25 protein-coding genes are annotated in these 21,591 nt (G+C 68.6%); 8 read left to right on the plus strand and 17 right to left on the minus strand.

Annotation, left to right across the window (positions count from 1 at the left end; all coding sequences use genetic code 11):
- Nucleotides 1-25: 25 nt before the first annotated feature.
- On the minus strand, nucleotides 26-229 hold the full coding sequence (locus tag AU072_RS23410; protein ID WP_006243848.1) for a cold-shock protein: 204 nt from the start codon (nucleotides 227-229) through the stop codon (nucleotides 26-28).
- 277 nt (nucleotides 230-506) lie between these two features.
- Between AU072_RS23410 and AU072_RS23415 the strand changes: the two genes are divergently transcribed.
- Both AU072_RS23415 and AU072_RS23420 read left to right on the plus strand, forming a co-directional pair.
- Nucleotides 507-2,834, plus strand: a complete 2,328-nt coding sequence (locus tag AU072_RS23415; RefSeq protein WP_064415965.1) for a DNA 3'-5' helicase SftH — start codon at nucleotides 507-509, stop codon at nucleotides 2,832-2,834.
- Nucleotides 2,835-2,999: 165 nt separating this feature from the next.
- Nucleotides 3,000-4,025, plus strand: coding sequence for a PAS domain-containing protein (locus tag AU072_RS23420; protein ID WP_064415966.1), 1,026 nt, complete (start codon nucleotides 3,000-3,002; stop codon nucleotides 4,023-4,025).
- Here the strand turns inward: AU072_RS23420 and AU072_RS23425 are convergent.
- From AU072_RS23425 to ssd, 7 genes are read right to left on the minus strand one after another with little or no spacing between them, the layout of a single operon-like run.
- The gene (locus AU072_RS23425; protein ID WP_407937623.1) at nucleotides 4,022-4,321 is read right to left on the minus strand and encodes an Rv3654c family TadE-like protein; all 300 of its coding nucleotides are present in this window, start codon (nucleotides 4,319-4,321) and stop codon (nucleotides 4,022-4,024) included. The genes AU072_RS23420 and AU072_RS23425 overlap by 4 nt on opposite strands.
- 43 nt (nucleotides 4,322-4,364) lie before the next feature.
- Complete coding sequence (locus AU072_RS23430) at nucleotides 4,365-4,646, minus strand: TadE family type IV pilus minor pilin (protein ID WP_082680987.1); 282 nt, start codon at nucleotides 4,644-4,646, stop codon at nucleotides 4,365-4,367.
- Between the two features lie 41 nt (nucleotides 4,647-4,687).
- On the minus strand, nucleotides 4,688-4,888 hold the full coding sequence (locus AU072_RS23435; protein WP_064416127.1) for a DUF4244 domain-containing protein: 201 nt from the start codon (nucleotides 4,886-4,888) through the stop codon (nucleotides 4,688-4,690).
- Nucleotides 4,889-4,917: 29 nt separating this feature from the next.
- On the minus strand, nucleotides 4,918-5,487 hold the full coding sequence (locus AU072_RS23440; RefSeq protein ID WP_064415968.1) for a type II secretion system F family protein: 570 nt from the start codon (nucleotides 5,485-5,487) through the stop codon (nucleotides 4,918-4,920).
- Nucleotides 5,484-6,260, minus strand: coding sequence for a type II secretion system F family protein (locus tag AU072_RS23445; protein WP_064415969.1), 777 nt, complete (start codon nucleotides 6,258-6,260; stop codon nucleotides 5,484-5,486). Before AU072_RS23445 ends, AU072_RS23440 begins: the two co-directional genes overlap by 4 nt.
- Nucleotides 6,257-7,423 carry a TadA family conjugal transfer-associated ATPase gene (locus tag AU072_RS23450; RefSeq protein WP_064415970.1) on the minus strand — a complete coding sequence of 389 codons (1,167 nt, stop codon included), beginning with the start codon at nucleotides 7,421-7,423 and terminating at the stop codon, nucleotides 6,257-6,259. The genes AU072_RS23445 and AU072_RS23450 overlap by 4 nt, the downstream gene beginning before the upstream one ends.
- On the minus strand, nucleotides 7,420-8,481 hold the full coding sequence (ssd, locus tag AU072_RS23455) for a septum site-determining protein Ssd (RefSeq protein ID WP_064415971.1): 1,062 nt from the start codon (nucleotides 8,479-8,481) through the stop codon (nucleotides 7,420-7,422). Before ssd ends, AU072_RS23450 begins: the two co-directional genes overlap by 4 nt.
- Nucleotides 8,482-8,898: 417 nt before the next feature.
- On the opposite strand from ssd, the gene AU072_RS23460 reads away from it, so the two are divergent.
- On the plus strand, nucleotides 8,899-9,756 hold the full coding sequence (locus AU072_RS23460; RefSeq protein WP_064415972.1) for an HAD-IB family hydrolase: 858 nt from the start codon (nucleotides 8,899-8,901) through the stop codon (nucleotides 9,754-9,756).
- A gap of 448 nt (nucleotides 9,757-10,204) precedes the next feature.
- Here AU072_RS23460 and AU072_RS23465 read toward each other — a convergent pair whose 3' ends face one another.
- Nucleotides 10,205-10,963 (minus strand): Fic family protein, encoded by a 759-nt coding sequence (locus AU072_RS23465; protein ID WP_064415973.1) that lies wholly within the window; start codon nucleotides 10,961-10,963, stop codon nucleotides 10,205-10,207.
- A 136-nt stretch (nucleotides 10,964-11,099) separates the two neighbouring features.
- On the opposite strand from AU072_RS23465, the gene acs reads away from it, so the two are divergent.
- Nucleotides 11,100-13,067: an acetate--CoA ligase gene (acs, locus tag AU072_RS23470; RefSeq protein WP_064415974.1), complete on the plus strand. Its 1,968-nt coding sequence runs from the start codon at nucleotides 11,100-11,102 to the stop codon at nucleotides 13,065-13,067.
- Nucleotides 13,068-13,083: 16 nt separating this feature from the next.
- Here the strand turns inward: acs and AU072_RS23475 are convergent, their stop codons facing one another.
- Complete coding sequence (locus AU072_RS23475) at nucleotides 13,084-13,749, minus strand: S1 family peptidase (protein ID WP_064416128.1); 666 nt, start codon at nucleotides 13,747-13,749, stop codon at nucleotides 13,084-13,086.
- A gap of 232 nt (nucleotides 13,750-13,981) precedes the next feature.
- On the opposite strand from AU072_RS23475, the gene AU072_RS23480 reads away from it, so the two are divergent.
- Together AU072_RS23480 and AU072_RS23485 are read left to right on the plus strand one after the other, a co-directional pair.
- Entirely contained in the window at nucleotides 13,982-14,491 is a 510-nt protein-coding gene (locus tag AU072_RS23480) for a phage holin family protein (protein ID WP_064415975.1), read from the plus strand.
- Entirely contained in the window at nucleotides 14,492-15,433 is a 942-nt protein-coding gene (locus AU072_RS23485) for an alpha/beta fold hydrolase (protein WP_064415976.1), read from the plus strand. It begins immediately after the preceding gene.
- Here AU072_RS23485 and marP read toward each other — a convergent pair.
- The 4 genes from marP to nth are packed head-to-tail and all read right to left on the minus strand — an operon-like array spanning nucleotide 15,430 to nucleotide 18,850.
- Entirely contained in the window at nucleotides 15,430-16,617 is a 1,188-nt protein-coding gene (gene marP, locus AU072_RS23490; protein ID WP_064415977.1) for an acid resistance serine protease MarP, read from the minus strand. The two genes, AU072_RS23485 and marP, sit on opposite strands and share 4 nt — an antisense overlap.
- Complete coding sequence (locus tag AU072_RS23495; protein ID WP_064415978.1) at nucleotides 16,614-17,390, minus strand: NUDIX hydrolase; 777 nt, start codon at nucleotides 17,388-17,390, stop codon at nucleotides 16,614-16,616. The genes marP and AU072_RS23495 overlap by 4 nt, the downstream gene beginning before the upstream one ends.
- Entirely contained in the window at nucleotides 17,387-18,046 is a 660-nt protein-coding gene (locus AU072_RS23500; protein ID WP_064415979.1) for a TlpA family protein disulfide reductase, read from the minus strand. Before AU072_RS23500 ends, AU072_RS23495 begins: the two co-directional genes overlap by 4 nt.
- A 21-nt stretch (nucleotides 18,047-18,067) precedes the next feature.
- Nucleotides 18,068-18,850 carry an endonuclease III gene (gene nth, locus AU072_RS23505; protein WP_082680989.1) on the minus strand — a complete coding sequence of 261 codons (783 nt, stop codon included), beginning with the start codon at nucleotides 18,848-18,850 and terminating at the stop codon, nucleotides 18,068-18,070.
- Nucleotides 18,851-19,007: 157 nt separating this feature from the next.
- Here nth and AU072_RS23510 point away from each other — a divergent pair, with 157 nt between their 5' ends.
- Nucleotides 19,008-19,301 (plus strand): hypothetical protein, encoded by a 294-nt coding sequence (locus AU072_RS23510; protein ID WP_064416129.1) that lies wholly within the window; start codon nucleotides 19,008-19,010, stop codon nucleotides 19,299-19,301.
- Nucleotides 19,302-19,389: 88 nt separating this feature from the next.
- Nucleotides 19,390-20,064: a cAMP-activated global transcriptional regulator CRP gene (crp, locus tag AU072_RS23515; protein WP_064347819.1), complete on the plus strand. Its 675-nt coding sequence runs from the start codon at nucleotides 19,390-19,392 to the stop codon at nucleotides 20,062-20,064.
- Between the two features lie 78 nt (nucleotides 20,065-20,142).
- Here crp and AU072_RS23520 read toward each other — a convergent pair whose 3' ends face one another.
- The 3 genes from AU072_RS23520 to AU072_RS28090 are packed head-to-tail and all read right to left on the minus strand — an operon-like array spanning nucleotide 20,143 to nucleotide 21,529.
- The gene (locus AU072_RS23520; RefSeq protein ID WP_064415981.1) at nucleotides 20,143-20,919 is read right to left on the minus strand and encodes an MBL fold metallo-hydrolase; all 777 of its coding nucleotides are present in this window, start codon (nucleotides 20,917-20,919) and stop codon (nucleotides 20,143-20,145) included.
- Nucleotides 20,916-21,371, minus strand: a complete 456-nt coding sequence (locus tag AU072_RS23525) for a RidA family protein (RefSeq protein WP_064415982.1) — start codon at nucleotides 21,369-21,371, stop codon at nucleotides 20,916-20,918. Before AU072_RS23525 ends, AU072_RS23520 begins: the two co-directional genes overlap by 4 nt.
- Nucleotides 21,368-21,529, minus strand: coding sequence for a Sp36 family protein (locus tag AU072_RS28090; protein WP_110765918.1), 162 nt, complete (start codon nucleotides 21,527-21,529; stop codon nucleotides 21,368-21,370). Before AU072_RS28090 ends, AU072_RS23525 begins: the two co-directional genes overlap by 4 nt.
- Nucleotides 21,530-21,591 lie beyond the last annotated feature (62 nt).

Raw genomic sequence — 21,591 nt, forward strand, 5'->3', positions numbered from 1 at the left:
TTGCCTTTCGATCGTGCTGGTCGCGCTAGACGGCCCGAACACCGGTGGCCTGCGGCCCCTTGGGGCTCTGGCCAACCTCGAACTCGACCTTCTGGTTCTCCTCCAGGGTGCGGAAGCCGCTGCCCTGAATCTCCGTGTAGTGGACAAAAACGTCAGCGGAGCCGTCCTCCGGGGCGATGAAGCCGAAGCCCTTCTCCGCGTTGAACCACTTCACAGTTCCCTGTGGCATTTCCTGTTGTTTCCTTCTCTTTTTCACCGGGTGCGGTCCACCGTGTTTCGGTACACCGGGCCCGTTCCGACCGCTCTCCTTCGTGGAAGCTCGGAACTCAACCCGACCTACAACCCTCGCAGGAACCGCGATCGCAACGTCGTTCCTGCGAGTGCTGATACACGAACACAGAAGCTGCGACCGCGATAAGTCAATCACGTTCATGGCTGCGGCGACAGTCTCGGCGTTTCAAATGGGGAACAATTCGCCTGACGGGGTGTACCGGGAAGGATGATCGATGGCTGATTTCGGCCGCGAGCTGCTCGCGTGCGCGGTCGAAGGCACGGTCGCCGGCGGCCCGAATCCGCTGCGCCACGTGGCCGATATTCCACCGCGGCGGGGCCGCCCGATGCGATGGCCGTGCTGGGCCGATCCAGATGTGGTGCGAGCGTTCGTTGATCGGGGCATCGAGGCCCCGTGGTCACATCAACTCGCCGCCGCCGACCTCGCCCACGGTGGGCGCCATGTCGTGCTGTGCACCGGCACGGCGTCAGGCAAGTCGCTTGCCTACCAGTTGCCGATATTGACAGACCTGAAGGCGAATCCGCGGTCGCGGGCGCTGTATCTGTCACCGACCAAGGCTCTCGGCCATGACCAACTGCGATCGGCGGTGGCGTTGACCGAGGCGGTGGGGCTCTCCGACGTCGCGCCGTGCGCCTACGACGGCGACAGTCACAGCGACGTGCGACGGTTCGCGCGGGAACGGTCGCGCTGGATCTTCTCGAACCCCGACATGATCCATCTGTCACTGCTGCGCAACCACGCCCGCTGGGCCGTGTTCCTGCGCAACCTGAGCTACATCGTCGTCGACGAATGCCATTACTATCGCGGCATTTTTGGCTCGAACGTGGCTCTGGTGTTGCGCCGGTTGTTGCGGCTGTGCGCCCGATACTCGCCCGGCGGTGGCGTGCCCACCGTGATTTTCGCCAGCGCCACGACGGCCTCGCCGGCGCAGACCGCCTCGGAGTTGATCGGCCAAACGGTCGCCGAGGTCACCGAGGACGGGTCGCCGCAGGGCGCCCGCACCGTGGCGCTGTGGGAGCCTCCGCTGCTCGACGACCTGGTGGGTGAAAACGGGGCTCCGGTAAGGCGTTCGGCGGGAGCCGAAGCGGCCAGCGTGATGGCCGATCTGGTCGCCGAGGGTGCTCGGATGCTGACGTTCGTGCGGTCACGGCGAGGTGCCGAGTTGACCGCATTGGGGGCACGTGCCCGATTGGCCGAAAAGGCACCCGATCTCGCCGATCGGGTGGCTTCGTACCGCGCCGGTTATCTGTCCGAAGACCGCCGCGCGCTCGAACGCGCGCTCGCCGACGGCGACCTGCGGGGGTTGGCGACGACGAACGCGTTGGAATTGGGTGTCGACATCGCCGGTCTGGACGCCGTTGTGCTCGCCGGGTTTCCGGGCACCGTGACGTCGTTCTGGCAACAGGCGGGCCGATCGGGGCGGCGGGGCCAAGGCGCGTTGATCGTGTTGATCGCCCGTGACGATCCGCTCGACACCTACCTGGTGCACCATCCGTCGGCGCTGCTGGACAAGCCGATCGAGCGCGTCGTCATAGATCCGACCAACCCGTATGTGCTTGGCCCCCAACTGCTTTGCGCGGCCGCCGAGCTTCCGCTCACCGATGCCGAGGTGAGGATGTGGAACGCCGAGGACGTTGCCGGCGCGCTCGTCGACGACGGACTGTTGCGGCGACGGGCCAACGGGTACTTCCCCACCCCCGGCATGGATCCGCATCCGGCTGTGGACATCCGGGGATCGTCCGGCGGTCAGATCGCGATCCTGGAGGCCGGCACGGGACGGATGCTCGGCAGCACCGGGGCGGGCCAGGCGCCGGCTTCGGTCCACCCGGGAGCGGTGTATCTGCACCAGGGCGAGACCTATGTCGTCGACTCACTCGACTTCGAAGACGGCGTGGCTTTCGTGCACGCCGACGATCCTGGTTACACCACCTCGGCCCGCGAGATCACCGACATCTCGGTCACCGGACACGGTGAGCGAAAGATGTTCGGCCCGGTCACCGTTGGGCTCGTCCCGGTATCGGTGAGCAATACGGTGACCGGTTATCTGCGCAGGCGCCTGACGGGCGAGGTGATCGACTTCGTCGAACTCGAGATGCCCACCCGCACACTGGAGACGATGGCCGTGATGTGCACGGTCACGCCAGAGGCGTTACAGCACAACGGCATCGATTTGCTGCGGGTCCCCGGTGCGCTTCATGCCGCAGAACACGCCGCGATCGGGCTGCTGCCGTTGGTCGCCAGCTGCGATCGTGGCGATATCGGCGGTGTGTCGACGGCGGTCGGACCCGTGCAGGGGCTACCGACGATCTTCGTCTATGACGGTTACCCCGGCGGGGCGGGTTTCGCCGACCGCGGCTTTCACCGTCTCACCACGTGGTGGGCCGCTACCGCAGACGCGATCGAGGCGTGCGAATGTCCCGCGGGCTGCCCGTCGTGCGTGCAGTCGCCCAAGTGCGGCAACGGGAACGACCCGCTGGACAAGGAGGGTGCGGTGCGGGTGCTTCGGCTGGTGCTGCGCGAGATATCCGAACGCTCCGGGTGAGGGTCGTGGACCCGGACGATCGACCCCTCGACGATCGCCTGGCGGTCTTCTGCGACCGGACCCTCGGGCCCGATGCTGAGGAAAGCTACCGCCTCCGGTGAGGCCGTTGCAACCGTTGTCCCCAGCACGCGCGATCGCGGCTACGCGCGCCGGTAGGGTAGCCCCATGACCCACGACTGGCTGCTCGTGGAGACGCTGGGCAGCGAGCCCGCGGTGGTCGCGCAGGGCCGTCGAACACAGAATTTGATCCCGATCGGTGCATTCCTGCGGCGGAATCCGCATCTGATGGCGGTCCAGACCGCGATCGGCGAGACGGTGCGCGCGCGTCAGGGCTTGAGCAGCATCACCCCGAAGAACGACCGTGTCATCCGCACCGAGGTCGTGCAGATGACCGACGGCCGGATCCACGGCGTACACGTCTGGATCGGGCCGCCCGACATGGAACCGCCGGAGCGGCCGGTGCCCGGACCGCTGGTTTGGGACCTCGAGACCGGCATCGCCACGGCGACCCCGGAATCGCTGGCCAACAGCGGGTGGGAAGCGCCTCAGGAACCGACCCAGAACCGCACGTTCGCCGACGATCTGCCGATGCGTGAGCTCAACCCCAGCGAAGCCAAGGTGTTGACCATGGCGATCAAACGCGAGCCGGGCACCGCCTTCTGCAGCACCTGGGACGTCACCGACCACCGTGGCGAAGCGATCAGCGTCGGCTTCGTGACGCGGACGCTACTGGAATCCGACGACGACGGCCCGGACCGGCTGCTGTGCCGAGCGATGAACTGGCGCAGCGAACGGGAGCAAGAGGCACAGCAACAGGATCGCCTCGCCCAGCGAATCCTCAACGGGCTGGCCCAACCTGGTGTGCACCGCGCCCTGGTGGACCCGACGAACTGGACCCTGTTGAAGTGGCTCGACGATCCCGCCCCGTTCTTCGACTGGCGGGTGAGCCTGGCCGGCGAACACGCGGTGCATCCCGACGACCGGGCCGAGATGGAGCGGATGGCCGTCGATTTCAGCACCGGCATCGCGTCCGGTGTGCTGCGCATGACCGGCGTCGGCGGCCAGGAGTGGGAGCCGGTGCATGTGACGGTCAACCGCGTTGAACTCGACGACGACGTGTATGCCGCGCTCGCAACGCTGCGCCGCCCCAACGCCACCGAGATCGCCGAGGCCGGCCGACCCACTCCCTAGGTGTTGACATCGGCTGGGCCCGCGCGGGCGACTGCACGCGCGGCGCCCACACCGAAGCGACCCAGTGTGACCGGAACTTCAACGGCGACAACGATATCCAGATCGTCGACTTCGCACGCCGCCATCTCGGCCCGCATGGCCTCGGCGACCGCGGCCGCCCACGTGCATGCTTGGCCACCGCCGGCGGCGACCCGGTGGGCGGCGGCCAACGCGCCCAGATCTGCGGCCGCCTGTGCGCGATGTCGCGCGGTCACCACCACACCCAGGTAAGCGGCGCCGACGGTGACTGCCACCACGATCGCGATCATCGCGGCGGCGATCGGGGTGGCCGAACCCTGTTCAGCCCGAACCCGGTTCCACCGCCGCCACCGCCCGCGCCTCGATTCTGAACCCGGGCAGTATCGGCGACCGCGCGCTGACGGTGGAGACGATGAACTGTCCGTCGCGCCGGGTGACGACGGTGGCTCCCTCGGGTGCCAGGTCGCGTGCGGTAGCGCCACCGTCGTGGCCGCGGGCGGCAAGGCGTGCGGCCTCGCGCGCGGCGTCGACGCACCGGATGTGCATCGATACCGCCGTGAGCCCGCCCAGACACACAACGAGGACCGCGACCAGTGCCGCCACCGCGAACGCCGCTTCGACCGTGGCGCCGCCGCGCTCACCGGTTAGACGTTCGTGTTGAGCGCGCGGCTGATGATGTTGGTCAGCGCGCTGACGATCGAGTCGCCGGTGACGACCGTGTAGAGGATCGCGCCGAACGCCGCGGCCGCGATCGTGCCGATCGCATACTCGACCGTCGACATTCCGTCGTCGGCGGCCACCAGCATCGTCAGCCGCGTATTGAGCGCTCGAATCCTGTTGCCCATCCTCACCTTTTCTCCCCACTCGTTGTCCTTCACAAAATCCCCGACTGCAGCACGTCTCCGGCCAACCCCGCGACGACCGGGACGATGCCCAGGCAGAAGAACGCCGGCAGGTAGCACGCCCCCAGCGGGGCGGCGATCAAGACGGAGGCACGTTCGGCGGCGGCGCGCGCGGTGTCGGCCGCGTCGTCGCGCGACCGGGTTGCCAGCGCGCTGACCTCTTGCGCGAGGGCGGTGCCCGAGGAAGCCGACCGTCGCGCCAGCCGCAACAATGCGTCGAGGCTGCGGTCGCCGTCGGGTGCATCGGCCCACGCGGTCGCCGGGTCGGCGCCCAGCGCAAGCAGATCCGCCGCGCGGGTCAATACCCGAGCCATCGTCGGCGGTGCGCAGGGCGCGGCGGCTGCGGCGGCCCCGGCCACCGCCATTCCCGATTGAAGACAGGCGGCCAGCACGTCGAGCGCCGAGGCCAACGCCAATGGATCATCGACCCGGACTTTGTGGTGCTCCTTGGGATTCGGGCTGTGAGTGCCCCGGACACGGGCGCGGCCATCGGTGCCTCCGATCAGCGCAGCGATCGCGAGTAGCAGGGCGGCGAGTGTCATCTGGTCACCCCGCCGGTGATCCGGTCCGACCAGGCCAACCCCAGACACGTCAGCGCCGCACCGATGACCAGCAGCCACTGCCCGGTCGAGAACAGAAAGCGCAGCGGATGGGCGCCGATCAACTCACCGAGCGCGACACCCAGCAACGGCAGCGCCGCAAGGACGGTGGCGGTGGTCCGCGCACCGGCCATCCCCGCGCTGAGCTGAGCCGAGAAGCGTTCCCGCGCAACGACGTCCCGGTGCGCGGTGTGCATCAGCGTCGCGATGGCGAGGCCGTGTGACTGAGCCAGATCCCAGCAGACCGCGAGTCGGCGCCAATACGTCGGCAGCGCCGATCGTCGTGCGACGCTGGCCATCCCGGCCGCCACGTCGCCTCCCATCCGCGCCCTGGCCGACACCGTGCGCAGCGCTGTCGAGACCGCACCGTCGGCCTCGTCGGCCGCCGTGTCGAACGCGGTTACCGGATGGGCGCCGATGCGCAACTCCCCGACGAGGACGTCGAGCGCACCCTCCAGGGCCGCGGCCTCCTTCGCCCGCACCCGATCTGCGCGCCGACGCCTGCTGCGGGCTTGGACGGTGGCAGCAGCGATCACCGCCGCCACCACGACCCCGACCGGCGCAACGACCAGCAGGGCGACAACGATGGCGACCAGCCATAACGCCAGCGGGATCCGGAACGTGAGGCGGCGTTGGCGCGGCGCGGACGTGCACCGCCGCCGCGGACCGGGTGCGATCAGCAGCGCCAGCGCCAGGGCGAGCGCGGCGCGGCTCACGCGCAGCCCCGTTCACCGGTCAGCTCATTGAGTCGCTGTGCGCCGCAGCCGAAGCCGTGCCCCAGACGCCAGGCTGTGGAGGCGCGGACCCGCCCGTCGGCTCCGGCCGACAGCACCGCGATCTCGCTGAGTCGGCGCATGCCCGCCCGGTCACGGTCGACGTGAATCACCACTTGCACGGCGGCGGCAAGCTGGCTGTGCAAGGCGGCCCGGTCGAGTCCACCGAGCGCGGCCAACGCCTCGAGGCGAGCGGGTACCTCCCCCGGGCTGTTGGCGTGCACGGTTCCGGCGCCGCCATCGTGACCGGTGTTGAGCGCGCCGAGCAGGTCGACCACCTCGGCGCCGCGAACCTCACCGACGACGATGCGGTCGGGCCTCATCCGTAGCGCCTGCCTGACCAGGTCGCGCACCGCCACCTCACCGGCGCCTTCGACATTGGCGCACCGCGCCACCAGCTTCACCAGATGCGGATGGGGCGGGGCGAGTTCCGAGGCGTCCTCGACGCAGACGATGCGTTCGGTTGCCGGAACCGCGCCGAGCAGGGCCGCCAACAGGGTTGTCTTGCCCGCTCCGGTGCCTCCCGAGACCAGAAACGCCAGCCGTGTGCGCACGATGCCGTCGAGGAGGGTGGCGGCGGCCGGGTCGATCGCGCCGGCGGCGGTCAGCGACGCCAGGTCCTGAGAGGCGGGGCGCAGAACCCTCAGCGACAGACACGTTCCAGCGGAAGCGATCGGTGGCAGCACCGCATGCAGGCGCACCGTGAACTGGCCGGTGCCGAGCCCGGTCAACTGGCCGTCAACCCATGGTTGCGCCTCATCAAGACGGCGTCCGGCCGCGAGGGCCAACCGTTGCGCGAGCCTGCGCACGGAGCCCTCATCCGGAAATCGGATCCCGGTGCGGCGCAACCCGTTACCGTCATCCACCCACACCGCGTCGGGCGCTGTGACCAGGACATCGGTGGTGTCGTCGGCCGACAGCAGCGGTTCGAGCACACCCGCGCCGGTCAACTCGGTCTCCAACAGGCGCAGACCGCTGAGCACTTCGGTATCGCCGAGCACACCGCCGGACTCGGCGCGGATCGCCGCGGCCACCACCGTCGGCCGAAGCGGTGCCGATTCGGCCGCGAGCCGCTCGCGGACCCGGTCGATCAACGAGTCGCTCATGCGGCGACCGCCGGATGCTGCTGCAGAATCGTCAACACCCTGCGCGCCGCGCGGCCCAGCGGTGACCGACGGCCGATCCGCAATCCGCCCCGCTCGAGGGTGACCGCCACACCGGGTTGCGGACGCATCCCCGCAAGCAGCGGCAGGCCGACGATCTCGGCAACCTCCGCCGACCGCAGCCCGCCCGGTGCGGGACCGCGCACCACCACACCCGAGTTCGGGTTGAGCGTCGACACCCACCGGGCGACCGTGTCGGCCGCCGCGCAGGACCGCACGTCGGCGGGTGTCAGGACGACGGCGAGATCGGCGGCGGCCAGGGCGGTCTCGGCCGCCGCGGTCGACCGCCTCGGGACGTCACATACAACCGTTGCACCACCGCGACTGCCCGCGTCGATCACGGCACCGAGCGGTACGGGGTCGACGTCGCAACCGGTGCGGCTGCCGGACAGGACGGTGACGCCCCGTACGCGCGGTAACGCGTCACGCAACGACCCGTAGCTCAGCCGCCCGCCGTGGAGCCTCAGATCCGGCCAGCGCAGCCCGGATTCGGCTTCCCCGCCGACCACCAGATCGATACCCCCGCTCCACGGGTCGACGTCGATCAACAACGCCTCGGGTGCGCTCAGCGCCAGTGCGGTCGCGAACACCGATGCGCCTGCGCCGCCCCGGCCGGCGACGACGGCCGCGACCGCACCGCGACTGCCCTCCTCCTGCAGCTCCTCGGCGGCCCCGGCCAACTCGGCCATCAGCTCGTCGTCCTGTTCGGGCAGGGTGAGGACTCGCTGGGCGCCGACTTCGATGGCCACCTGCCAGTCGGCTCCGCAGGGTTCGGCGCGGCCCACCAGAACGACACGGGTACGCCTCGGCATCGCGCGGGCCACGCATCGGCGAGCGCCCGTGAGGTCGAGCACGACGGCGGTCGCCTCGGTCCAGACCTTGCGGCTGGAGGGCTCCGACGCATGGACGACCGGTGTACCGGTCGCCGCACACACGCGATCCACGTCCTCCCGAAGCGCAGGGTCGGCGATCAGCGCGAGGTATCCACTTGACGAAGCCACCTCCTCACCCTGTGGGGCAAGCGCGCGGTGACGCTACCGGGGACGCGTGATCTGTGGATTACCTCGATCTTGTGAATGGACCAGGCGAGAGACCGCAAACGAAAACGGCGTTCCGCAACCACCGTGAATGGCAGCACATATCCGGATTGCGAAAAGTCCCGAAAAAGGGACGACCCCCGCCAGGGGGGGAGGAGGCGGAGGTCGTCGTGTATCAGCCCCGGGGGGTCGGGCTGATGCACACCCGACATAAGCCGGGTAAGGCTCACTATACACACGCCAGTCGGCTTGGGCGCAAGTGCTGCGCGCTGAGAAAAGACACCCAATTTACGGAAGTGTCGTATCTCCGACACCTGTCATAACCTGCCACTTTGTACATCAACCCGGCTATTGTCACGCGCGGGCCCCTATGCTGGCGCTGTGAGCGCATCTGGTCCGCCGGACGAGGCGCCGGACGCTTCGGCGGCGGCCGCCCCGACGGACGGTCCGGTCCGAACTGCCGCCTTCTTCGACCTCGATAAGACGGTCATCGCAAAAAGCAGCACTCTGGCTTTCAGCAAACCTTTTTTTGAGCAAGGACTATTGAATCGGCGGGCGGTCCTGAAGTCGACGTACGCCCAATTCGTGTTTCTGATGTCCGGCGCCGACCACGACCAGATGGACCGCATGCGCGCCTACGTCACGAACATGTGCGCCGGCTGGGACGTCGAGCAGGTGAAGTCGATCGTCGGCGAAACCCTGCATGACGTCGTCACCCCGTTGGTTTTCGCCGAGGCGGCCGAGCTGATCGCCGACCACAAACTGTGCGGCCGCGACGTGGTGATGGTGTCGGCGTCCGGCGAGGAGATCGTCGCGCCGATCGCCAGGGCGCTGGGCGCCACACACGCGATGGCCACTCGTATGGTCGTCGAGGACGGCAAATACACCGGGGAGATCGCGTTCTACTGCTACGGCGAAGGCAAGGTCGCCGCGATCCGGGAACTGGCCGCGCGCGAGGGCTATGCGCTCGAGCATTGTTATGCCTATTCCGACTCGATCACCGACCTACCGATGCTCGAGACCGTCGGGCATCCGAACGTGGTCAATCCCGACCGCGCGTTGCGAAGAGAAGCCGCGGCCCGGGGTTGGCCCGTGCTCGACTTCTCCAAACCGGTGTCGCTGCGGGACCGGATCCCGGCCCCCTCGGGCGCGGCCGTGGCCACCACTGCGGCGGTGGGCATCAGCGCTCTGGCCGCCGGCGCACTGACCTATTCGCTGTTGCGGCGCTTCGCGTTCTAGCCAACTCTTCGCCCGCCGGCACGGCTCCACGTAACGATCCGGACTAGCGCCGATTTGGCCCTTGATGTGATCGCGGTCACGGGGTACAAAGGAGTCACGGAAGCTTGGAGAGGCCAAGATCGAGTCGGAAGAGAAGGCTCGAATCTCCCGCTTCAGGCTCCCCAGCACGGAACCCGGCACCCACGCGGAGCACATGCCGCGGAATAGGCAAAAGTGTTGCGGGCCTGCGTATTTGCGAAGAGCGGACGGCTATAGCGACCCTTTGGGTGGGGTTGCAGTCGAAGCGCATCGACAAGACGCCGAGGTCACCCACGCAGCCCATCAGAGCACGCTTGGTAACCGGTCTCCGTGCTAGCGGGCGACGAGCCGAACCACGTTCGGAGCGTCGCCCGCTTCGCATTGGAAGGCCGGTCGACGGCCGGTGCCGGCCGTCCCTTCCAGCAACCCCTCAGGACGACGAGGCCGCCTGCGCGATCGACAGCGCCTCGCGGGCTCCCGCGTGCAATGCGTGACAGCTCAACAGGATCCACGCGGTCAGGCCGTCGGGAGTTCCGGATGAGAAACCCCGCGCCGCGGCGTCGTAGTCGCCGGACCGGCGCATCCAGTGAACCTCCGGCACGCCGAGCCCGTGCGGGTCCAGTCCGGTGGTGATCGTCACCAACCGCGACGCCGCCCGCGCCACCACACCGTCGGCGGCACCGAACGGGGCGAGCGTGAGCAGCTCACCGTGCACGACGGCGGCGAGCACGGGCGCCGGGACCCGGGTGCCTCCAGTCAAGATGTCGGCCAGCAGGGTCAGCCGGGTGCTGACATCGGCGTCCTGGCGCGGGCGACCCAACCGGTCGTCGGTTGCGATGTCGGCGGCCGCCAGCGCGTGCAACCGGGCGATGGCCTGCAGCGGGGCGCGCTGCCACACGCCGACCAGTGTCGTCGCCCCGCCTTCCACCGCTTCAGACACCCGTAGCGCCCCGGCCAGCACCGGATCGGGGGTGCCGTCGTCGGACAGTTGAAGCGCACCGCCGTCGAGCACCGACGACGCTCGGGCGGCCCGCAGCGCGGCTTCGGCGGCACTCTTCGGCCAGCCCCGCAGGTTGGTTCGGTGGCGGTGTGCGCGGCCCAGCGCTTCGCGGGCCTCCTCGGCTGCCTCGGCCACGCCGGGCAGTTCGGCCAGCGGCGCCAACGGGTCCTTCGCGAAGCCACCGGTCACGGCAGCACACGCTAGCCGACCGCTGACCCCGCAAGCCACGACGCTGTCCGCACCGGACGCACCGGACGTACCCGCCGGCCCAGCGGACTGTGGCATGCCAATGTGTGAGCGCGACAAGGTGACTACCCTCACAGATATGGCAGAGTCATCGGCGCAGCACGCTCACGGTCCGTCCGTCTATCCCCCGTCTCCGGAGTTCGCCGAGCAGGCGAATGCGACCGAGGACCTTTACCGTCAGGCCGAGAAGGACCGATTGGCCTTCTGGGCGGAGCAGGCCAATCGGCTCGAGTGGGAGACACCGTTCGGCGAGGTGCTCGATTGGTCGGACGCCCCGTTCGCCAAATGGTTCGTCGGCGGAAAACTCAACGTGGCCTACAACTGCGTGGACCGCCACGTCGAAGCCGGCCACGGCGACCGGGTGGCCCTGTACTGGGAGGGCGAACCGGTCGGTGACTCGCACGCGCTGACCTACGCCCAACTCAAAGACGAGGTCTGCAAGGCCGCCAACGCGCTGACCGAACTGGGACTCCGCGCGGGGGACCGGGCCGCCATCTACATGCCGATGATCCCGGAGGCGATCATCGCGATGCTGGCGTGCGCGCGTCTCGGGGTGCTGCACAGCGTGGTCTTCGCCGGGTTCTCATCCTCGGCGCTGGCCGCGCGCATCGAGGACGCCGAGGCCAAGTTGGTCATCACCACCGACGGGCAGTACCGACGCGGTCAGGCGGTGCCGTTGAAAACCGGCGTCGACGAAGCGGTGCAGGGCCAGGCATCCGTCGAGCACGTGCTGGTGGTGGAGCGCACCGGCATCGACGTGCCGTGGACTGAGGGCCGCGATGTCTGGTGGCACGACATCGTCGACGCCGCCTCCACCGAACACACTCCCGAGGCGTTCGACTCCGAACATCCGCTGTTCTTGCTGTACACCTCGGGCACCACCGGCAAACCCAAGGGCATCGTGCACACCTCCGGCGGCTTTCTCACCCAGTCGTCCTACACCCACTACTACGTGTTCGACGCCAAGCCGGAAACCGACGTGTACTGGTGCACCGCCGACATCGGCTGGGTCACCGGGCACAGCTACATCGTGTTCGGCCCACTGTCCAACGGGTGCACACAAGTGGTCTACGAGGGCACTCCCAACTCCCCGAGCGAGCACCGTCACTTCGAGATCATCGAAAAGTACGGTGTGACAATCTATTACACCGCCCCGACCTTGATCCGCACGTTCATGAAGTGGGGTCGTGAGATCCCCGACGCCCACGACCTGTCCAGCTTGCGCCTGCTGGGGTCGGTCGGCGAGCCGATCAACCCGGAGGCCTGGCGGTGGTATCGCAAGGTCATCGGCGGCGACCGGACTCCGGTGGTCGACACCTGGTGGCAGACCGAGACCGGGGCGATCATGATCTCCCCGTTGCCCGGTGTGACGGCGGCCAAGCCGGGTGCGGCGATGGCACCACTGCCGGGCATCACGGCCAGGATCGTCGACGACGAGGGCAACGATCTGTCGCCCGAGGCCGAAGGCGCCGAGCATGTCACCGGCTACCTCGTCCTCGATCAACCGTGGCCGGCGATGCTGCGCGGTATCTGGAAGGACGCCCAGCGATACAAGGAGACCTACTGGAAGCGGTTCGAGAAGCAGGGTTGGTACTTCGCCGGCGACGGGGCCAGGGTCGACGCCGACGGCGACATCTGGGTGCTCGGCCGCATCGATGACGTGATGAACGTATCGGGACACCGCATTTCGACCGCAGAGGTCGAGTCGGCGTTGGTCGGGCACTCCCATGTCGCCGAGGCCGCGGTCGTCGGCGCCAGCGACGAGACCACCGGCCAGGGCATCTGCGCATTCGTCATCCTCGAGTCACACGCCAAAGACAGCGACGACATGGTGCAGGAACTTTCCGCACAGGTCGCCAAGGAGATTGGAAAGATCGCCCGGCCCAGGGAGATTCACGTCGTACCCGAACTGCCCAAGACGCGCAGCGGCAAGATCATGCGCCGGCTTCTGCGGGACGTGGCCGAAGGCCGCGAACTCGGCGACACGTCGACACTGGTCGATCCGGACGTGTTCGAGGCGATCCGCGCCAGCAAGACCGAAAGCTAGGTGAGCACCCGCGGGATCAGGCGGCGCCGACGGGGACGAAGCCCGTCCCCGGCCGGTTCTTGGCCGTGATGTCGGCCAGCTGCGTGTTGAACGACATGGTCACCGCGGGGGTGTGCAGCGGGATGTACTTGATGACGCACGTGGGCAGGGCCTCGGAGAAGGCGCCGTGGATCATGCCGACCAGTCGGTTGTTGACGGTGACCGGCGCGCCGGAATCCCCTGGCTGACCGCACACCTGGTTGACGATGGTGCCCGGCTCCTCACCCGGGCCCCACGTCACGCCGCACGAGTACCCGGTCGTGCGCCCGAGTTTGCAGGCGATGTCACCGGCGACCGGATCGGGTCCCAGGCCGTCGATCTGGAACCCGTCGACGTTGTTGACCGGACGCACCTTCTGCGGATCGAACTCGATGACGGCGTAGTCCAGGGCGTCGTTGCCCGCGACCATCGTGCCCACCACGCCGGCGGCATCGACGCCTTCGGCACTGACTGTGGCGCCGGGCCCGCCGCAGTGTGCGGAGGTGAAGCCCACCAGTCGCCCCCGGTTGTCGTTGCCGATCGCGGTGAGCGTGCACAGCGTCTCGCCGTTGACGACCAGGCCCGAGCCGCCGCCCAGCGCGACCAACCCCTGGGCGTGCGCGGCGGCGGGCATGCAGAGCAGAGCTGCCGCGGCGACGACGATGGTCGTGGCGAGACGGCACAGCTGGAGGCCGCTGGTCTTCACGTGAACGTTTCCCCTATCGACGCGCCCCGACCTGCCCTGCCACTGATCCGGCCAGTCTATCGTCGGCCGGGATCGTTTGAGCGCACGCCACATGGCAACATGAGTCGCGACCGACACCATCGCCGGCGGCGCCGGCAATGGGACCAACGCCGGGACATCCGGCGATCCGGCCAATGCGGGAGGAACCGTCGTGAGCGATCGCAGGAATGGCGCGCCGACCACCGTCACGTCGATACCGCTGGTCGATCCGCATGCGCCAAAGGCCGACCCGTCGATCGGTGACCTCGTCAAGAACGCGACCGCACAGGTGTCCACGCTGGTGCGCGCCGAGGTCGAGCTGGCCAAGGCCGAGATCACCCGCGACGTCAAGAAGGGCCTGACCGGCAGCGTCTTCTTCATCCTCGCGCTGGTCGTGCTGTTCTACTCGACGTTCTTTTTCTTCTTCTTCCTCGGTGAGCTGCTCGACCTGTGGCTGGTGAAGTGGGCGGCGTACCTCATCGTGTTCGGCCTGATGGTCGTCGTCACCGCCATATTCGCCTTCCTCGGCTATCTGAAGGTGCGACGAATCCGCGGGCCGCAGAAGACGATCGAATCGGTCAAGGAGATCCCCGAGGCGCTGACGCCGGGCCATGACAGGACCAAGGAGATCGCCTCGGGCGACGGAAAGCCGGTGTCGACCGCCGACCCGTCGGGCTGGTAAGTGCCCCCACCCGCTCCGTCGGTCGTCCGTATCGACGGGCCATGGCGGCATCTGAAGGTGCACGCCAACGGTATTCGCTTCCATGTGGTCGAAGCGCAGAGCGAGGCGTCCGCGGGCGCCGAGCGGCCGCTGGTCATCCTGCTGCACGGATTCGGGTCGTTCTGGTGGTCCTGGCGCCATCAACTGCGCGGCTTGACCGGTGCCCGCGTGGTCGCCGTCGACCTGCGCGGTTACGGCGCCAGCGACAAACCCCCGCGGGGTTATGACGGCTGGACGCTGGCCGGCGACACCGCGGGCCTGGTGCGGGCGCTGGGACACAAGAGCGCAACGCTGGTCGGGCATGCCGACGGCGGACTGGTGTGCTGGGCCACCGCGGTGCTGCATCCGCGTGCGGTCCGGGCGATCGCGGTTGTTAGCTCACCGCATCCGGCGGCACTGCGCGCCTCGGCGCTGCGCCGCCGCGACCAGGGTCGCGCGCTGCTGCCCTGGATGCTGCGCTACCAGGTGCCGATGTGGCCCGAGCGGGCGTTGACCCGCAACGACGGCGCCGAACTCGAACGCCTTGTGCGCAGCCGTGCGGGTGACAAATGGCTTGGGACCGAGGACTTCTCCGAGACCATCGCGCACATGCGCCGCGCCATTCAGATACCCGGGGCCGCGCACTCGGCGCTCGAGTATCAGCGGTGGGCAGTGCGCAGCCAACTCCGCGGCGAGGGTCGCCGTTTCATGCGCACGATGAAGCGCCCCATCAGCGTGCCGGTGCTGCACATGCGGGGTGTCGCCGACCCGTACGTACTGGCCGACCCGGTGTACCGGACACAGCGTTACGCACCGCATGGCAGGTACGTATCCATCGACGGCGCAGGGCATTTCGGTCACGAGGAGGCACCGGACACGGTCAACGACCAGTTGTCCCGTTTCGTGGCGCAGGTGTACGGCTAGGCGATGCAGGCGCCGGTGGGCACGCGTTCGCTGTTGCCCAACTTGGCCAGTTGCGCCGACACCTCGTTGGCGGTCAGCACGAAACCGGTGTCGGCGTCGTCGACCGCGGCACCGAACACCACGCCCAGTACGCGTCCCTCACGGTCGATCATCGGACCACCCGAATTGCCTTGGCGCACAGTTCCTCTGATGGTGTAGACCTCGCGCTCGACGGTGGTGGTGCGATAGATGTCGGGACCGCTCAGCTCGATGATCTCGCGGACACGCGCCGGCGTGGCGACGAAGTTCCCGCCGCCGGGATAGCCCATCACGACGGCGTCGGTGCCGGTGGTGGCCGGTGTGTCGGCGAACGACAACGGGGCCGACGGCAGGTCCGGCACGTCGAGGATCGAGATGTCGGCTTGCGGGTCGTAGGACACGACGAAGGCGTCGTAGGTCTGCCCGTCGGCCTCGACGGTGACGCTTTCCGATCCGGCGACCACGTGCGCGTTCGAGATCACGCGGTTGCTGGCGGCGACGAAGCCGGTTCCTTCCAGGACCTTCTGGCAACCCGGGGCGACCCCGCGGATCTTGACGACGCTGGGCCGCGCCGACGCCACGACCGGGTCAGCGGCCAGTGCGGCGTCGGGCGCGTCGACTGCCACGATCGGGGTGCGCCCGAAGGGCTGCAACACGTCGGGCAGCCCGGACGTGTCCAACAACGCCGAGAGCCGCTTCGGCACCTCGCGCAGCCATCCCGGCGCCAGGTCGTTGACCTCCTTGAGCACCTGCGAGCCACGCACGGCCGCGGCGAGGTTCGGTTGGTCGGACGACTGCAGTGGGTACGTCAGCATCCACGCGGCCACCAGGACGGCCACGATCTGGATTGCCACCCCGATCAGCGAGTCGACCGCCCGCAGCGAGCGGTTGCGGATGGCGCTGCGCACCGCCCGGCCGAGCACGACGCCGGCGATCTCGCCGACGACGACCAGCGCCAGGATCAAGAACAGCGTCACGAACAGCTTGGTGCGGGGGCCCTCGATGTTGGCGACCAGATGGGGCGCCAACAGCACCCCGGCGACGGCGCCGAGCACCACCCCGAGAAACGACAGCATCGAGCCCAGCGCGCCCGAGCGCCAGCCCGAAATACCCGCCACGAAGGCGATGCCGAGGACGACGAGGTCCACCCACTGTGACGATGTCATGGTTGTGCATCACCGTAACCGGACCCGCGGCCGACGAGCGCCATTGCGTCCTCCAGTTCGCGCACGTCGCCGGTATTCCACGGCTGGGCCCATCCGGCGACGTCGAGCATCGCCGAGATCACCTGACCGGTGAAACCCCACACCAGCATCTCGTTGAGCAGGAACGCCGGACCCGCGTACCGCCGGGTGTTGGCCTTGCGGTACACCATGATTCGGTTCTCGGGGTTGATGAACGCGCGGACCGGGACCCGGGCGACGTGCGCGGTCTCGGCCTCGTCGACGACGCCCACCGGTCCGGGGTCCGGCGAGTACGCGAGCACCGGCACGACGTGAAACCCCGACGGGGGTATGAACAACCGCTCCATCGTGGTGAGCGGATGCAACCGCTCGGCGTCGATCCCGGTTTCCTCGTTGGCCTCCCGCAGCGCCGTCTGCACCGGGCTGTGGTCGCCGGGCTCGACGGCACCACCGGGAAACGCGGCCTGACCTGCGTGGTGTCGCAGGGTCCCCGCGCGCACCGTGACCAGCAGGTCGGCGTCGTCGGGCACACCGCCGGTCGGGGAGTCGGATGGTCCGGAGAACAACACCAGCACCGCAGCCTCGCGGGCGTCGGCCTGCGCCGGTTTGCCTTCGCTGGTGACCATCGCGAGCAGCTCGGGCGGTACGCGCCTGCGGTACGCCCGCTTGATGTCGCCGGCGTTGTCCAGCAACGGTTTGAGCCAGGCCGGAGCGGCATCGGGCGTCAGACCGCTGCCCTCGCTGACCCAGCTCACCCCGGCTCTCCCGTCCTCGCGCCGACCTGCGGCCCCACCGCTGCGGCGATCTCATCGGCGCTGGTGAAAGAGCGCGGCAGGACCTCAGCAACGCTACCGTCCGCGCGCAAGACCACGGTTGCGGGCATGACGTTGGGTACCCGCAGCGCGGCGGCGATCAGCCGCCTGCCGTCCTGCAATGTGGGCAGCCGCACGCCGAGTTCGGCCAGCCGCAGCAGCGCCGCGGTCTCGTTCTCGTCCTGGTGCACCGTCAGCACGGTCACGTCCGGTCCCATGCGTCGCTGGTATTCGGCCATCGCGGGGAGTTCGGCGGCGCACGGCGCGCACCAGTACGCCCACAGGTTGAGCACGACGACGCGGCCGGCCAGCGCCTTGGCCACGTCGACCATCACCCCGTCCCCCGCGCACTCCAGCGTGATGCCGCGCAATGCCTCGGGTCCCGGTCCGGCTCCGGGCGCGGGGCACGGCGGCAGGTCGGCCTCGGCCCGCGGGCCCGCCAGCGCTTCGGCGGTGTCAGCGGCACGGCGGTCGCGCGCACTGTCCTGCGTCGGCGCCCCGGGGGAATCGGTGTCGCGGTCCAGCTGCGACCACAGTGCCCACCCCAGCGCCACGAGAACAACGAGCACCACGACGGTCCAGCGGGTCGAGGTACGCACGGTCGGTCGCGGCGGTTGCGGCTACAGGCCGGCCATGGCCAGCAGATGCTCGGTTTCGGGCCCCTTGACCAGCGGCGCGGCGATCAGGGGGTCGGTGGGGCCGATGCCGAACGAGGGGCAGTCGTCGGCCAGCACGCAGACGCCGCACGCCGGCTTGCGCGCGTGGCAGACGCGGCGGCCGTGAAAGATCACCCGGTGGCTCAGATCGGTCCACTCACTGCGCTCGATCAACTCGCCGACCGCGTGCTCGACCTTGACCGGATCCTCTTCGGTGGTCCACCCCCAGCGGCGGACGAGCCTGCCGAAGTGGGTGTCGACCGTGATGCCGGGGACGCCGAATGCGTTGCCGAGGATGACGTTGGCGGTCTTGCGCCCGACCCCCGGCAGGCTGACCAGCTCCTCCATGGTCGCCGGAACCTCCCCGTCGAACCGCTCGACGAGTTCCTGGCCCAGCCTGATGAGCGAGTTCGCCTTGTTGCGAAAGAACCCGGTGGGCCGGATGAGCTCTTCCAGTTCGGTGCGGTCGGCCTGCGCGTAGTCCAGGGCGGTGCGATATTTCTCGAACAGCGCCGGTGTCGTGAGGTTGACCCGCTTGTCGGTGCTCTGGGCCGACAGGATCGTTGCGACGGTGAGCTCGAGGGGGTTGGTGAAGTCCAGCTCGCAGTACACGTGCGGAAACGCCTGCGCCAGCGTGCGATTCATGCGCCGCGCGCGACGGACGAGGCCAATCCGCGTCTCGCCGTCCCGATTCCGGGCGCGCTTACGCGTACCCGCCTTCTTTGCCGACGCCTCGCTTACGGTCACGAATGCCAGCGTACTGAGAGGCTGAGACAAAGCCACCGCGGATCGCGCCGTCGACCTACTGCGGACCGGTGACGATTCGTGATCCCGCTGAGACTTTCGGCGTGTTTACTTCTGCCTTGTGTCGTGGTTGCTCGTTGGCCTGATTCCCGGGTTGCTGATGGCTGCGACGCTCGGGCTGCAGCGCCTGGAGGCCGGCCTGCACCGCGACACGGTCTCCGCCACCGATGTGGCGCAGTTCTTCGAGCACGCCGAGCCGCTGGACGTCGACACGCTGGCGCGCGACGGAATGAGCCGGGCATTGGACGGGCTGCGTCTTCGCCAACACGTCGCGCACGCGGCCACCAGCGGGTCAACGGCGGTTTTTCGGGACGAGGATCTGCCGGTACGGCCATATCCGCAGCAGACGATGAATCCCGAATTTCAGCAGACCCGACATGCCGATCGTGTGTAGCGTGGGCTGGTCACGAAACCGGGTACCTCTAGACTTATCTCGCTTACCGATAGAGGTCGGCTTCACCTAACAGCTTAAGAGGGGCAACGTGGACGAGATCCTGGCGCGGGCCGGAATCTTCCAGGGGGTCGAACCCAGCGCCGTCACCGCGCTGACCAAGCAACTGCAGCCAGTCGACTTCCCCCGTGGACACACCGTGTTCGCCGAGGGTGAGCCCGGCGACCGGCTCTACATCATCATTTCCGGCAAGGTCAAGATCGGGCGCCGCTCGCCGGACGGCCGCGAGAACCTGCTCACGATCATGGGTCCGTCGGACATGTTCGGTGAACTCTCGATCTTCGACCCCGGTCCGCGGACGTCGAGCGCGACCACCATCACCGAGGTTCGCGCGGTGTCGATGGACCGCGACGCGCTGCGGGCGTGGATCGCCGACCGGCCCGAGATCGCCGAGCAGCTACTGCGGGTGCTCGCCCGCCGGCTGCGTCGCACCAACAACAACCTCGCCGACCTGATCTTCACCGACGTTCCCGGCCGGGTGGCCAAGCAGCTGCTTCAGCTGGCGCAGCGGTTCGGCACCCAGGAGGGCGGCGCGCTCCGGGTGACCCACGACCTCACCCAGGAGGAGATCGCCCAGCTCGTCGGCGCGTCGAGGGAGACCGTCAACAAGGCGCTCGCCGACTTCGCCCATCGCGGCTGGATTCGCTTGGAGGGCAAGAGCGTTCTGATCTCCGACTCGGAACGGCTGGCCCGCCGAGCGAGGTAACGAGCGAGCATCTGGCACCGAGCCCGGTAGCGATTTGTGGAGCCGCACCGGCGATGAGCGCCGGTAAGACTCCACAACTCAGGCGCGCAGATAGTCGAGCTGCGCTTGGACGCTCCATTCGGCCACGTCCCACAGCTTCTCGTCGACGTCGGTATAGACGTGCTCGACGACCTGTCGCACGGTGGCGTCGACGCCGAGTTCTCGCAACGCCGCGCGCACCTGGTCGAGCCGCTCTTCGCGGTGTCTCAGGTACATGTCGGTGACGGCTTCGAGGTCCTTGAGATCGGGCCCGTGTCCGGGCAGCACGGTGCGCGCCCCGAGGCCCCGCAGCCGCTGCAGTGACTCGAGGTATTCGGCGAGACTGCCGTCCTCTTTGTCGATGACGGTCGTCCCGCGGCCCAGCACGGTGTCGGCCGTCAGCACCGCATCGTCGAGCAGGAACGACACCGAGTCCACGGTGTGCCCCGGTGTCGCCATCACGGTGATCCGCAGCCCGGCGGCCTCGATGACCTCCCCGTCGGTGAGCGGGCCGCCGAGGCCTCGCAGGAATCCGCTGCCCACGGATCGCACCACCGCACCCGTGCGGTCGACGATCTTGTCGATGGCGCCGGTGTGGTCCTCGTGTTTGTGGCTGATCAGCACCAGCGGAATCGTGCCGAGTTCCGCGAGCCGCCCGATGTGCTCGTCGTCATCGGGTCCGGGGTCGACGACGACCATCTCGTCGCTGCCGGGGCCGCGCAACACCCACGTGTTGGTGCCTTCCAGCGTCAACAAACCGGGGTTGTCGCACAGCAGCACGGAGGCGGTGTCCGTGACCGGACGCAGCCGTCCGTAAGCCGGATGCTCCGCCGTCACGCGACCTCCACGATCACTTCCACCTCGACCGGGGCGTCCCTGGGCAGCTCGGACACCCCGACCGCGGAACGCGCATGCGCGCCGGCCTCCCCGAACACCTCACCGAACAGTTCCGACGCGCCGTTGATCACACCCGGCTGACCGTGGAATCCAGGAGCCGAGGCGACGAACCCGACCACCTTGACCACCCGGGTCACCGCGTCGATGCCGACAAGCGAGTGCACCGCGGCCAGCGCGTTGAGCGCGCACACCCGAGCCAGGTCATGGGCCTGCTCGGGTGCCACCGCGCCGCCGACCTTCCCGGTGAGCACCAGCTCGCCGTCTCGGATAGGCAGCTGGCCCGCGGTGTAGACGAGGTTGCCGGTGCGTACCGCGGGCACGTAGGCCGCCAACGGCGCGACCAGTGGAGGCAGTTCGATGCCCAACTCCGCCAGCCGCGCGGACGGTGTCACTTGGGACGCTTGAGGTAGGCGACGTGCTGTTCACCCGTGGGCCCCGGCAGCACAGACACCAACTCCCAACCGTCCTCGCCCCACTGATCGAGGATCTGCTTGGTGGCGTGGGTCAGCAGCGGAACGGTGGAGTACTCCCACCGGGTCGATTCGGTCATGCGCCCGAGCTTATCTCCGGAGGGCTACGAGCCGCGGACCTGCGGAGCGCGAAAGTTCGTTG

Origin of the sequence: Mycolicibacterium novocastrense, assembly GCF_001499835.1 — a bacterium.
GTDB lineage: Bacteria > Actinomycetota > Actinomycetes > Mycobacteriales > Mycobacteriaceae > Mycobacterium > Mycobacterium novocastrense.

Bases quoted from the DNA above. Each gene is read 5' to 3' on its own strand.
- AU072_RS23410 (WP_006243848.1), bottom strand. From the start codon at position 229: ATGCCACAGGGAACTGTGAAGTGGTTCAACGCGGAGAAGGGCTTCGGC.
- AU072_RS23415 (WP_064415965.1), top strand. From the start codon at position 507: ATGGCTGATTTCGGCCGCGAGCTGCTCGCGTGCGCGGTCGAAGGCACG.
- AU072_RS23420 (WP_064415966.1), top strand. From the start codon at position 3,000: ATGACCCACGACTGGCTGCTCGTGGAGACGCTGGGCAGCGAGCCCGCG.
- AU072_RS23435 (WP_064416127.1), bottom strand. From the start codon at position 4,888: ATGGGCAACAGGATTCGAGCGCTCAATACGCGGCTGACGATGCTGGTG.
- AU072_RS23440 (WP_064415968.1), bottom strand. From the start codon at position 5,487: ATGACACTCGCCGCCCTGCTACTCGCGATCGCTGCGCTGATCGGAGGC.
- AU072_RS23450 (WP_064415970.1), bottom strand. From the start codon at position 7,423: ATGAGCGACTCGTTGATCGACCGGGTCCGCGAGCGGCTCGCGGCCGAA.
- acs (WP_064415974.1), top strand. From the start codon at position 11,100: ATGGCAGAGTCATCGGCGCAGCACGCTCACGGTCCGTCCGTCTATCCC.
- marP (WP_064415977.1), bottom strand. From the start codon at position 16,617: ATGACATCGTCACAGTGGGTGGACCTCGTCGTCCTCGGCATCGCCTTC.
- AU072_RS23510 (WP_064416129.1), top strand. From the start codon at position 19,008: ATGGCTGCGACGCTCGGGCTGCAGCGCCTGGAGGCCGGCCTGCACCGC.
- AU072_RS28090 (WP_110765918.1), bottom strand. From the start codon at position 21,529: ATGACCGAATCGACCCGGTGGGAGTACTCCACCGTTCCGCTGCTGACC.